The 12,350-nt window shown below is 75.2% G+C and carries 10 protein-coding genes; 3 read left to right on the top strand and 7 right to left on the bottom strand.

Annotated elements, in window-relative coordinates; genetic code table 11:
• The first annotated feature begins 99 nt into the window (after nt 1-99).
• From pdhA to IE170_RS02740, 3 genes are read left to right on the top strand one after another with little or no spacing between them, the layout of a single operon-like run.
• On the top strand, nt 100-1,236 hold the full coding sequence (gene pdhA / locus IE170_RS02750; RefSeq protein ID WP_189807705.1) for a pyruvate dehydrogenase (acetyl-transferring) E1 component subunit alpha: 1,137 nt from the start codon (nt 100-102) through the stop codon (nt 1,234-1,236).
• Complete coding sequence (locus tag IE170_RS02745; protein WP_125540904.1) at nt 1,233-2,231, top strand: alpha-ketoacid dehydrogenase subunit beta; 999 nt, start codon at nt 1,233-1,235, stop codon at nt 2,229-2,231. The genes pdhA and IE170_RS02745 overlap by 4 nt, the downstream gene beginning before the upstream one ends.
• Nucleotides 2,231-3,565 carry a dihydrolipoamide acetyltransferase family protein gene (locus tag IE170_RS02740; protein ID WP_189807704.1) on the top strand — a complete coding sequence of 445 codons (1,335 nt, stop codon included), beginning with the start codon at nt 2,231-2,233 and terminating at the stop codon, nt 3,563-3,565. Before IE170_RS02745 ends, IE170_RS02740 begins: the two co-directional genes overlap by 1 nt.
• 103 nt (nt 3,566-3,668) lie before the next feature.
• Here the strand turns inward: IE170_RS02740 and IE170_RS02735 are convergent, their stop codons facing one another.
• From IE170_RS02735 to IE170_RS02705, 7 genes are all read right to left on the bottom strand, one after another.
• A complete protein-coding gene (locus tag IE170_RS02735; RefSeq protein ID WP_189807703.1) occupies nt 3,669-4,646 on the bottom strand; it encodes an NAD(P)H-quinone oxidoreductase in 978 nt (325 codons plus the stop codon).
• 54 nt (nt 4,647-4,700) lie between these two features.
• Entirely contained in the window at nt 4,701-5,801 is a 1,101-nt protein-coding gene (locus IE170_RS02730; protein ID WP_189807702.1) for a potassium channel family protein, read from the bottom strand.
• Entirely contained in the window at nt 5,789-7,123 is a 1,335-nt protein-coding gene (locus IE170_RS02725; RefSeq protein ID WP_189807701.1) for a molybdopterin molybdotransferase MoeA, read from the bottom strand. Before IE170_RS02725 ends, IE170_RS02730 begins: the two co-directional genes overlap by 13 nt.
• Entirely contained in the window at nt 7,120-7,995 is an 876-nt protein-coding gene (locus tag IE170_RS02720) for an NTP transferase domain-containing protein (protein WP_189807700.1), read from the bottom strand. The genes IE170_RS02725 and IE170_RS02720 overlap by 4 nt, the downstream gene beginning before the upstream one ends.
• Nucleotides 7,996-8,212: 217 nt before the next feature.
• On the bottom strand, nt 8,213-8,752 hold the full coding sequence (locus IE170_RS02715; RefSeq protein WP_189807699.1) for a bacterial proteasome activator family protein: 540 nt from the start codon (nt 8,750-8,752) through the stop codon (nt 8,213-8,215).
• Nucleotides 8,753-8,857: 105 nt separating this feature from the next.
• Nucleotides 8,858-11,668: an FtsX-like permease family protein gene (locus tag IE170_RS02710; RefSeq protein WP_229884573.1), complete on the bottom strand. Its 2,811-nt coding sequence runs from the start codon at nt 11,666-11,668 to the stop codon at nt 8,858-8,860.
• Nucleotides 11,665-12,350, bottom strand: a 686-nt coding sequence (locus IE170_RS02705; protein ID WP_229884572.1) for an ABC transporter ATP-binding protein, incomplete at its 5' end; no start/stop codon positions are given. The genes IE170_RS02705 and IE170_RS02710, both read right to left, overlap by 4 nt.

The raw sequence follows: 12,350 nt of genomic DNA, 5'->3' as shown, positions 1-12,350 counted from the left end.
GGTTGGTGAGGCGCCTCACACCCGTGGCCGCGTCCCTCCCCCCAGCCCACCCGCTGGGCGGTACCCCAGCCCGCTTCCCAAGAGGAGGTGTACGCCGCCATGACGGTCCAAGAGCTGCCCGGCGCAGGTGCGTCCCACCGGTCGACCCCGCCGCCCGCCTGGAGGCCCCGTACGGACGCCGCTCCGCTGCTCCCGGACCCCGAGCCGTACCGGGTGCTGGGCACGCCGGCCGCGGAGGAGCTCGACGCCGACCTGATGCGCCGCTTCCACGCGGAACTGGTCCGCGGCCGCCGCTACAACGCGCAGGCCACCGCGCTGACCCGGCAGGGCCGGCTCGCCGTCTACCCCTCCACCGTCGGCCAGGAGGCCTGCGAGATCGCGGCCGCCCTGGTCCTCCAGGAGCAGGACTGGCTCTTCCCGAGCTACCGCGACACCCTGGCGGCCGTGGCGCGCGGCCTGGACCCCGTCCAGGCGCTGACCCTGCTGCGCGGCGACTGGCACACCGGCTACGACCCGCGCGAGCACCGCATCGCCCCCCTCAGCACCCCGCTGGCCACCCAGCTGCCGCACGCGGTCGGCCTGGCCCACGCGGCCAGGCTGCGCGGCGACGACGTGGTGGCGCTCGCCATGGTCGGCGACGGCGGAACCAGCGAGGGCGACTTCCACGAGGCCCTGAACTTCGCGGCCGTCTGGAAGGCCCCGGTGGTCTTCCTCGTCCAGAACAACGGCTTCGCGATCTCCGTCCCGCTGTCCAAGCAGACGGCCGCCCCGACCCTTGCGCACAAGGCCGTCGGCTACGGCATGCCCGGCCGCCTGGTCGACGGCAACGACGTCGCCGCCGTCCACGAGGTGCTGTCGGAGGCCGTGCGACGGGCCCGCTCGGGCGGCGGACCGACCCTGGTCGAGGCCGTCACCTACCGCATCGAAGCCCACACGAACGCCGACGACGCGACCCGCTACCGCGGGGACGCCGAGGTCGAGGCATGGAAGGCGCACGACCCCGTGGCACTGCTGGAGCGCGAGCTGACCGCCCGCGGGATCCTGGACGAGCAGGCCGTCCAGGCGGCCAAGGACGCCGCCGAGGAGATGGCCGCCGACCTGCGCGAGCGGATGAACGCCGACCCGGTCCTGAACCCGATGGACATCTTCGCGCACGTCTACGCGGAGCAGACCGGCCGGCTGCGCGAGCAGGCGGACATGCTGCGCGCCGAGCTCGACGCGGAGGAGCAGTCGTGACGACGGTGGCGGCGAAGCCCGCGACGATGGCGCAGGCCCTGAACCGGGCCATGCGCGACGCGATGGCCGCGGACCCGGCCGTGCACGTGATGGGCGAGGACGTCGGCACCCTCGGCGGCGTCTTCCGCATCACCGACGGGCTGGCGAAGGAGTTCGGCGAGGACCGCTGCACGGACACCCCGCTCGCCGAGGCCGGCATCCTGGGCACGGCGGTCGGCATGGCCATGTACGGCCTGCGGCCGGTCGTGGAGATGCAGTTCGACGCGTTCGCCTACCCGGCGTTCGAGCAGCTCATCTCGCACGTGGCGCGGATGCGCAACCGCACCCGCGGCGCGATGCCCCTGCCGATCACCATCCGCGTGCCCTACGGCGGCGGCATCGGCGGCGTCGAGCACCACAGCGACTCCTCCGAGGCGTACTACACGGCCACCCCCGGGCTGCACGTGGTGACCCCGGCGACCGTCGAGGACGCCTACGGGCTGCTGCGCGCGTCCATCGCCAGCGACGACCCGGTCGTCTTCATGGAGCCGAAGCGGCTCTACTGGTCGAAGGCCGACTGGAACCCCGAGGCCCCGGCCGGCGTGCCGGGCATCGGCAAGGCGCTCGTCCGCCGCGCCGGCACCGGCGCCACGCTGATCACATACGGGCCGTCGCTGCCCGTGTGCCTGGAGGCGGCCGAGGCGGCACGCGAGGAGGGCTGGGACCTGGAGGTCCTGGACCTGCGCTCGCTGGTGCCGTTCGACGAGGAGGCGGTCGTCGCCTCGGTGCGCCGCACCGGGCGCGCCGTGATCGTCCACGAGGCGAACGGCTTCGGCGGACCCGGCGCGGAGATCGCCGCCCGCATCCAGGAGAAGTGCTTCCACCACCTGGAGGCGCCGGTGCTGCGCGTGACGGGCTTCGACATCCCGTACCCGCCGCCGATGCTGGAGAAGCACCACCTGCCCGGTGTGGACCGGATCCTGGACACCGTGGCCCGCCTCCAGTGGGAGAACTGATGGCGCAGGTAATGGAGTTCAAGCTCCCCGACCTCGGGGAGGGACTGACCGAGGCCGAGATCGTCCGCTGGCTGGTCGCGGTCGGCGACGTCGTCGCCGTCGACCAGCCGGTGGTCGAGGTCGAAACGGCCAAGGCGATGGTGGAAGTGCCGTGCCCCTACGGCGGTGTCGTCACCGCCCGCTTCGGGGAGGAGGGCACGGAACTCCCCGTCGGAGCACCGCTGATCACGGTGGCGGTGGGTGCGGGCGCGGGTGACGCGGCCGGCGCGGGCACGGTGCAGGAGCCGGAGGAGTCCGGTTCGGGCAACGTCCTGGTCGGCTACGGCACGGACCACTCGCGCACGGCGCGTCGGAGGCGGGTGCGACCCGCCTCCGCGGCTCCGGCCCCCGCTCCCGCCGCCCCCGCGGCCGTGGCCGCCCCGGCCGCGCCTCCCGCTCCGGCCTTCCGGCCCGCCGGGCCGGTGCCGGTCATCTCGCCGCTGGTGCGCAAGCTGGCCCGCGACAACGGAATCGACCTGCGGGCCCTGACCGGGTCCGGGCCCGACGGCCTGATCCTGCGCGCGGACGTCGAGGCGGCGCTCCGTGTGCCGGCCGCCGCCCCTGCCGCTCCCGCTGCCGCTCCGGCCGCCGCCGCGGCGCCGGCCGGCGCCGAGCGGATCCCGCTCAAGGGGCTGCGCGGCGCGGTCGCCGACAAGCTCTCGCGCAGCCGGCGCGAGATCCCGGACGCCACCTGCTGGGTGGACGCCGATGCGACCGAGCTGATGGCGGCGCGCGCGGCGATGAACGCCGCAGGCGGCCCGAAGGTCTCGGTGCTGGGCATGCTGGCCCGGATCTGCACGGCGGCGCTGGCCCGGTACCCGGAGCTCAACTCCACGGTGGACCTGGCGGCGAACGAGATCGTCCGCCTGCCCTCCGTGCACCTGGGCTTCGCCGCCCAGACGGAGCGCGGCCTGGTCGTCCCGGTCGTCCGCGACGCCCACGAGCGCAACGCCGAGTCGCTGACGGCGGAGTTCGCGCGGCTGACCGAGCTGACGCGCACCGGGAAGCTCGCCCCGTCCGACCTGACGGGCGGCACCTTCACCCTGAACAACTACGGGGTGTTCGGGGTGGACGGCTCCACGCCGATCATCAACCACCCGGAGGCCGCCATGCTCGGGGTCGGCCGGATCACCCCCAAGCCGTGGGTGCACCGGGGCGAGCTCGCCGTCCGCCAGGTCGTGCAGCTGTCCTTCACCTTCGACCACCGGGTGTGCGACGGCGGCACGGCGGGCGGCTTCCTCCGGTACGTCGCCGACTGCGTGGAGAACCCGGCGGTGCTGCTGCGCACCCTGTAGGCCCGCCCGCGGGCGGGGCAGCCGGTCCGGGCGGGGGTCAGACCGCCCGGACCGGCGCGCCGACGCGCCCGGCCGTCCGGCTCCGCCGCGGTGCGCGGCGGGGTCACACGGCCAGCAGCACCTTGCCGACGTGGGCGCCGGACTCCACCAGCCGGTGCGCCTCGGCGGCCTCGCGCATCGGCAGCACGGTGTGGACGACGGGCCGTACGCGGCCCGCCTCCACCAGCGGCCAAACGTGCTCCCGTACGGCCGCGACGATCGCGGCCTTCTCCTCCCGCGGACGCGCGCGCAGCGTCGTCCCGGCGACCGCGGCCCGCTTGGCGAGCAGTGCGCCCAGGTTCAGCTCGGCCTTCACGCCGCCCTGGAGGCCGATCACGACGAGCCGCCCGCTCACGGCGAGGGCGTCGACGTTCCGCGCGAGGTACTTGGCACCGATGATGTCCAGGACGACGTCGGCCCCGGCGCCGCCGGTCGCGGCCTTCACCTCCGCCGCGAAGTCCTGCGTCCGGTAGTCGATCAGGACGTCGGCGCCGAGCTCCTTGCATCGGGCGAGCTTCTCGGGGCTGCCCGCCGTGACCGCCACCGTCGCCCCGGCGGCCTTCGCCAGCTGGATCGCCATGGTGCCGATGCCGCTCGCGCCGCCGTGCACCAGCACGGTCTCGCCGGGGCGCAGGTGGGCGACCATGAAGAGGTTCGACCAGACGGTGCAGGCTGCCTCGGGCAGGGCTGCGGCCGTCGCCAGGTCGGTCCCCGCCGGGACCGGCAGCAGCTGGCCCGCGGGGACGGCGACCCGCTCCGCGTAGCCGCCGCCGCTGAGGAGGGCGCACACCTCGTCGCCGACGGCCCAGCCGGACACGCCGGGCCCGACGGCGGCGATCCGCCCCGAGCACTCCAGTCCGGGGTGCGGGGAGGTGCCGGGCGGCGGGTCGTAGAAGCCCTGCCGCTGGAGGAGGTCGGCGCGGTTCACCGCGCTCGCGGCGACGTCGACGAGGACCTCTCCCTCGCCCGCCACCGGGTCGGGTGCCCGGTCCCAGACGAGGGCCTCGGGACCGCCGGGCTGCTCGATCGTGATCGCATGCATGGCCCGGAGCGTACGCCAAGGCGCCGCCCCGGGCCGGTCCGTGCAGCGGTGCGCTCAGTCGGCCGGGCCGAGGCTGATCGGGGGCTGGGCCGCCGGGGCGGCGCGCACGATGGTGATCAGGCGGTCGGTCAGCTGGAGGGGGCTGGCATGCGGGTCGGTGTACGGCAGCAGCCGGTGCCCGCGCAGCACGCTGACCACGAGGTCCTCGGTCTCCCGCACCCCCTTGCCGACCTCGGACTTCTTCACGGGCCGCTCGACCAGGTCCAGGCCGCTGCCCTGCTGGATGAGGTCCTCCATCACCTCGCCGGAGCTGGGGCTCAGCACCGACAGCCCGAGCAGCCGGCCGGCCGCGCTCGCGCTGGTGATGACCGCGTCGGCGCCCGACTGGCGCAGCAGGGGGGCGTTCTCCTCCTCGCGGACCGCGGCGACGATCTTGGCGCCGCGGTTCAGCTGGCGGGCCGTCAGCGCGACCAGGACAGCGGTGTCGTCGCGCTGGGTGGCGATGACGACCTGGCGCGCCTTCTGGAGCTCCGCGCGCCGCAGGACGTCCGAGCGGGTCGCGTCGCCCACGACGCCCGTGAGGCCTTCGGAGTTGGCGATGTCGATGACCTTGGAGCTGGGGTCGACGATGACGACCTGCTCCTTCTGGAGGCCGGTGGCCAGCAGCGTCTGCAGGGCCGAGCGGCCCTTCGTGCCGAAGCCGACCACGACCGTGTGATCGCGCAAGTTCTTCCTCCAGCGGCTCAGCCGCCACTCTTCCCTGGTGCGCTCCGTGAGCACTTCCAGGGTGGTTCCCACCAGGATGATCAGGAACAGCACCCGCAGCGGCGTGATCAGCAGGATGTTGACCAGGCGGGCGCTGTCGCTGTACGGGACGATGTCGCCGTAGCCCGTCGTCGACAGGGTCACCGTCGCGTAGTAGAAGCAGTCGAGCAGGTCGACCGTCTCGTTGGCGTTGTCGTGGTAGCCCGCACGGTCGAGCCAGACGATCAGCACCGTCAGGAGGAGCACGAACAGCGCCATCAGCAGCCGCTTGGCGACCTGGCGAATCGGTTTGTCCACCACGGGGCGCGGCAGTTTGATCCGGCGTGAGACGAGCTTCTCGTCCGCCGCGCGCGCCATGGCGTCATGGCCGGGCAGTTTCACGTGAAACATCCTCCCGAGACCCACGGCAGGTCGAGGATCTCCAGCTCCTGGCCCGACCGCGCACCGTGCGGCGGGACGACGGCCAGCGCGTCGGCGGCGGCGATGCCGCGCAGCATCGCGGGCCCGTTGTAGCGCAGCGGCACGGCGTGCTCGTCGGTCAGCCGGACCGGGACGAGCCGGGTGTCGTACGGGTGGCCCGGCACGTCGCCCTGGACGGGCGCCCCGTAGCGGGGCCGCCGGCGGCGGCCCGCCAGGGCCCGCAGCAGGGGGTCGGCGAGGGTCAGCAGGCCGGAGACGGCGGCGAGCGGGTTGCCGGGCAGGCCCACCACGTGCCGGCCGTCGGCGGGGCCGCCGAGGCGGGCCAGCAGCATGGGGTGCCCGGGCCGTACGGCCACCCCGTCGACGAGCAGCTCGGCGCCGGCCCGGCGCAGGACCGGGTGGACGTGGTCGACGGGGCCGGAGGCGGTGCCGCCGGTGGTGACGACGACATCGGCCTCCGAGCCGGTGACGGCCTCCAGCAGTGCCTCGGCGCCGGCGTCGTCGTCCCCGATCCGGCGGGTACCGGTGACCTCGGCGCCGAGCCGCTCCAGCCAGGGGCCGAGCATGGGGCCGAGGGCGTCGCGGATCAGGCCGTCGTGCGGGAGCCCCTCCGTCAGCAGCTCGTCGCCGAGGACCAGCACCTCGACGCGGGGCCGGGGCCGGGTGGCGAGCTCGTCGTACCCGGCGGCCGCGGCGAGTCCCAGGACGGCCGGGGTGACCAGTGAGCCGGCAGGCAGCAGCAGATCGCCGGAGCGGCACTCCTGGCCGCGGGGGCGGATGTCCTGGCCGGTGGTGACGGGCCGGTCGGCGTAGAGCTGCCCGCCGGCCTCGCGGGAGTGCTCGCTGCGCAGGACGGCGGTGGTGTCGGCGGGGATCCGGGCGCCGGTGGCGATCCGCACGGCCTCGCCGTCGGCCAGGGGCTCGGGCCGCCCGGAGCCCGCGAGCACGCCGCCGTCGGCGCGGACGGCCCAGGGTCCGGGGCCGGCGACAGCCCACCCGTCCATGGCGGAGGTGTCGAAGGACGGCAGGTCGGTGAGGGCGTCCAGGGGTGCGGCGAGGACCTCGCCGAGGGCGTCCGCGAGGGGGACGCGGCGGGTGCGCGGCCGGACGCCGGAGCCGGCGCGGGCGGCGGCGTCGCGGGCCTGGGGCCAGGCGGCTGCCCGGTGCCGGCCGCCGCCGGAGCCGCCCGATCCTGCGGGGCCGCTCCCGCCGGCTCCGGCGGGGGCGGGGTTGACCAGGGCGAGCGCCTCGTCGAGGGCCCGCATGGCGTGGTCGGAGTCCGTGGGCGTCATTGCGGGGCCGCCCCGTTCTCCCCGGTCCCGGCCTCGGCGGCCCACTGCTGCGCGAGCGCGGCGGCCTTGCCGAGGGCCTCGGCCAGGGCGGCGGCCGGGTCCGCCCCCGCGGCCTCGGCGCGCGCCGCCGCATAGCCGACGAGGAAGGTCGTCAGGGGGGCGGCGGGCCGGGCGACGCCGTGGGCGGCGTCCCGGGCGAGGTCGAGCAGGGCCTTGGTGTCGACGTCGATGTCGATGCCGAGCTCGGCCTTGGCAGCGGTGATCCATTGGTCCAGCACGTTCCCATGCTCCCTGATCGTGGCGCGGGCGGATGCGAGATCGTCCCAGGTGTCGCAGTCGAACGAGGCGAGTGGCCCAGTATCCGTCACGTGGGCCAGTTCCAGTTCGGCGGTCAGCGCGCGCAGCGGCAGCCCGGTGAGGGTGCCGTGCTCGGCGGCCAGCAGGGCGATCTCGCGGCGCAGCGGCTCCGCCCGGTACGCGGCGACGAGCGGCTGGTCCCGCCCGGCGCGGTCGCGCAGCAGGGCGCCCTCCGCGTCCGCGGGCGGGGCGAGCCGGCCGAGGAGGGCGCGGACCGTGCCCCGGTCGAGGAAGGGCAGGTCGGCGGAGAGGACGAGGACGGTGTCTGCGGTGGTGCGCCGCAGCCCGGCGTCGAGCGCGGCGACGGGGCCCGCGCCGGGCGGGCTCTCCAAGGCCCAGGAGACGGGCCGGGCCGTGGGCCGGCGGCCGCCGACCACCACGGTGGCCGCGGCGTCGGGGCAGGCGTCGAGGACGCGGTCGAGCAGCGTGCGGCCGCCCACGCGCAGCCCGGGCTTGTCCGCTCCGCCGAGGCGCCGCGCGGCGCCGCCGGCGAGGACGATCGCGTCGTAGCTCATGCCCACGAGTATGCGCGGACCATGTTCCGCGGCGGGAGCCGCACTTGCCGGACCCGGCGATGCGGCCGGTCCGCCCACCCGGGGCCGACCGCGCTCCGGCCGTCCCGGCCGCCCGGCCCCGGACACTCGCCCGCGCCGGGCGGGATGCCGGCGGACGGGCCGGCACCGTCCGGCGCGGGCCGGCACGGCGGGGCTGCGGCGCGGCGCCGCCGCCCGGCTACAGGTAGGGGCCGGAGCGGACCGCGCCGTGCGGTCCGTCCTCTTCGCCGTCGTGCTGGCCGCCGGCCGGCAGCGCGCGGCGCATCTGCTCCAACTGCGCGCGCGCGGCCATCTGCTGCGCGAACAGGGCGGTCTGGATGCCGTGGAACAGGCCCTCCAGCCAGCCCACCAACTGCGCCTGCGCAATGCGCAGTTCCGCTTCGGAGGGCACGGCCTCCTCGGTGAACGGCAGGGAGAGGCGCTCCAGTTCCTCGACGAGCTCCGGAGCCAGGCCGTCCTCCAGCTCCTTCACCGACGCCGCGTGGATGTCCTTCAGACGGACCCGGCTGGCCTCGTCCAGAGGTGCTGCGCGCACTTCTTCCAGAAGTTGCTTGATCATGCTGCCGATCCGCATGACCTTGGCGGGCTGTTCGACCATCTCCGTCACCGGGACCTCGCGCGACTCGTCATCGGCGCCGCCGACCGCCATCCCGTCCTGTCCCACGATCAGGACGTGCGGGGGACTGTCCTGCGACCGTTCACTCCTCGGCATCTCCATGCCGGCCATTCTCTCGCACACCTGCGTGTACACACGGTGTGCCCCCGTACGGGCGTGATCCACCCTGTACGGGGGCACCGGCCGTGCGGCGCGGGCCGGCGGGGGTCAGCCGGCGGCGCGCCGGGCGATGCCGCCCGCGGACCGGGTCACCGCGGCGGCGAGCAGGGCCGCGCCCAGCGGGACCAGGAGGAGGAGCGCCGCGAAGGTGTCCCACGGCAGCACGATCGGCACGAACGGCACCTCGTCCCCGATCCCGGAGGCCTCCGCCATGTCGGCGATCTCGCGCCGCTGTGCGAGCCGCAGCGCGACCGCGGGGAGGATGCCGGAGGCGGTGCCCAGGACGACGCCCATGAGGGCCACCACGCCGCACTGGAAGCCGCTGAGGGTGCGCCGCACCCGCGGGGGTGCGCCGACTGCGGAGAGGGTCTTCAGGTCGGCTTCGGCGTCGGTCTGCGCGAGGCCCGTGGCGATGCCGGCGGCGCCGACGGTGACGAGGGCGGCGAAGACGGTCAGCGCGAGCATGGCCGTGGTGTCCTCGGGTTCGTAGCCGGACTCGATGTCGACGGGCGCCTCCACGCCGATCCGGTCGATCTCGGCGGCCAGCTGCTGCCGCTGCCGCTGCGTCGGCTTCCCGTCCAGCGTGAAGTACGAGGCGGACGGCTGGGTGGCGAGGCCGGCGGCATGCACGGCGGAGGGCGGCAGGACCAGGGAGATGCCGTAGCCGTTGGTGCCCGCGGGCGCCTGGTGCACGGGGAACACCCTGTCCTCGCCGGGCGGCTCGCCCTCCCCGGTGAACGCGCGCTCGGCCTCGGAGGTGATGAGCCGGACGGTGGCCTTGCCGTCCTTGACGTCGCGCGGTTCGAAGGAGACGGCCTTGCCGGACTTCAGCGCGGCAACCGTGCCCGGGTCGGTCACGGCGAGCGCGGTCAGCAGCTTCTCGTCGGCGACGACCAACTCGTACATGCCGCCGTGCCGCGACGTGATGCACCGCCAGTCCCGGCGCAGCTCCTTGGTTTGCGCCGGGGTGAAGTCGCGGTCCCCGTCCTCCCAGAGGGGGCAGCGCTGGTCCTTCGGCCGGACGATCTGGGCCCGGCCGCAGGCGCCCGGTCCCGTGATCCGCTCGCAGCCGGGCGCACCGACCTGCACGCGGTCCACGTCCGCCCGCAGGGCGACGGGGAGTTCCCGGCTGACGGCCTGGCGGACGGCGCCCATGGACTTCTGGTGCCCTGAATCGTGCAGCTCCACCTTGCCGGAGCCGGCCGGCAGCCGCGCGACGTATGCGGCGCGCTGCTGCGCCTCGCTGCTCTGCTGGTACGTGGCCAGCGCGACGGTGCCGGCGACGGCGGCGAGCACGGCGGCCACGGCGGGCGCGGTGCGGCCCCGGTTGCGGACGGCGTCGCGCAGGGCGAGCCGGGGCGAGAGCGGCAGCCAGCGTCCCGTCCGGCCGAACAGTCCGACGAGGACGGGGGTGAGGGCGACGACGCCGAGCTCGGCGAGCGCGCTTCCTCCGGCGACGACGGTGGCGCCCGCGTCGGCGGTCGTGCCGTAGAGGGCGATGGCCGCGCCGAGGGCGACGGCCGCGAGCCCGGCGAAGGGCAGTACGCGGTTGGCCCGGCGGATGCCGCGCCGCCCGGTCAGCGAGGACAGGACCGTCTCCCGGGAGGCGGTGAACGCGGGGACCACGGCCGCGAGCAGGCCGGTGAGGACGGCGAGCACGGCGATGCCGAGGAGTTCCAGGGGCCGGAGGTCGAAGCTGCCGAAGCGGACGCCGATGTGCTCTTCCAGCAGCGGCTGCAGCGCGACCGTGAGGAGGATGCCGGCCGTGGTGCCGACGACGGCGGCCGCGGCGCCGATGACGAGGCCCCCGGAGAGGACGATGGCCCGGATGTGGCGCCGGTCGCCCCCGTTGGCGCCGACGAGGCCGAGCTGGCGGCGCGAGCGGCGGGCGCCGACCGCGAAGGCGGGGCCGGCGAGCAGGCAGATCTCCAGCATGGCGAGGCCGACGACGGTGGCGAGGATGGCCGTCTCACTGGCCGGCAGCGACCCGAAGTCGCGTTCGCCCCTGCTGTCCATCTGCGCGAACAGGGGGACGTCGGACCGCGCGGGCGGGTCGAGGGCGACGGCCCGGGAGTGGACGACGACGCCCTTGGTGTTGGCCTCCTTGACCATGTTCCACGTGAAACCACCGGGCCCGGTCTTCACGAGGTAGGAGTCGTCGGCGACCACTCCGGGCACCCCGGCGGCCCGCAGCTCCTTGTCGAGCGGGGCGAGCAGGGTGCCGGGCGGGGCGGTGATCTCGACCTTCTTCAGGTCGGAGGGGAGCTCGTACGCGCCGACGATCCGGTACCACGTGGCAGAGCCGCGGGGGGTGAACTGCGAGCCCACGAAGAGCCCGGAGGCCTCCAGGAAGGCGTTGGTGGCGACGACCTCGCCGGCCTCCTCGGGCGTCCGCCCGCGGTCCATGACGATCATGCCCTTGACCAGGGGGTCGGCGGTGTCGACCTCGCGCAGCTCGGTCTGCAGCAGCCCGTACCGGCTGCGGATCTTGGTGTGGCCGGTGCTGATCTTCAGTATCTCGGCTCCGGCGGGTACCGCGGACTTCGCGCGGTCGGTCCCGGGCTCCGGGGGAGGCTGGACCGCGTGGTCGGCCGCGGCCGTGTAGCCGTCCCCGTCGGGCCGTTGGTGGATGGCCGCGCCGATGCCGGAGGAGGTCAGCAGGGCGTCGGCAGCGCCGATCTTGCGGCTGACCGCCTCGGCGGGCGAGAGCTCCGAGCTGCGCAGGGTGACGTCCGCGGCGCTGACACCGATGATCGGCAGGGCGATCATCGCGAGGACGAGGAAGCTGCGGCCCTTGGCGCGCCAGGCGTCGCGCCGGGCTATGCGGAGGGCCGCGACCCAGGAGTGGTACGCCTTCACCGGCCGCCCGCCTGCCCCGGCAGCAGCGATTCGGCGTGGCTGCGCAGTGTGGAGTCGACGACGTTGCCGTCGCGCAGGAAGACCACGCGGTCCGCCCAGGCGGCGAACCGCGGTTCGTGGGTGACGAGGATGCCGGCGGCGCCCGCGTCGCAGCGCGACCGGAGCAGGGCGAGGACGGATTCGCCGGTCTCGGAGTCGAGGGCGCCGGTGGGCTCGTCGGCGAGGACCAGGCGGCGGTCGCCGACCAGGGCGCGGGCGATGGCCACGCGCTGCTGCTGGCCGCCGGACATCTCGTCCGGGAACCGGTCGGCGGTCGCCCGCAGCCCCATCTCGTCGAGGGCGGCCAGCGCGCTGGTGCGCGCCTTGCGGGCCGCGACCCCGTCGAGTTCGAGGGGCAGGGCGATGTTCTCGGCGGCGGTGAGGGCCGGGATCAGGTTGTAGTCCTGGAAGACGTATCCGATGCTGCGGCGGCGCAGGGCCGCGAGTCGGCTGCGGCTCGCGGTGGTGATGTCGGTGCCCTCGACGAGGACGCGGCCGCTGGTCGGCATGTCGAGGCCGCCGGCGAGGGTGAGCAGCGTGGACTTGCCGGAGCCCGAGGGGCCCATGACGGCGACGAGTTCGCCGGGGTACACGGACAGGTCGACGCCGCGCAGGGCGTGCACCTCGGTGGCGCCGGTGCCGT

The organism is Streptomyces toxytricini, assembly GCF_014649915.1.
GTDB lineage: Bacteria > Actinomycetota > Actinomycetes > Streptomycetales > Streptomycetaceae > Streptomyces > Streptomyces toxytricini.
The sequence above is the reverse complement of the archived record's forward strand: the minus strand, read 5'-3'. Positions and strand labels throughout refer to the sequence as shown.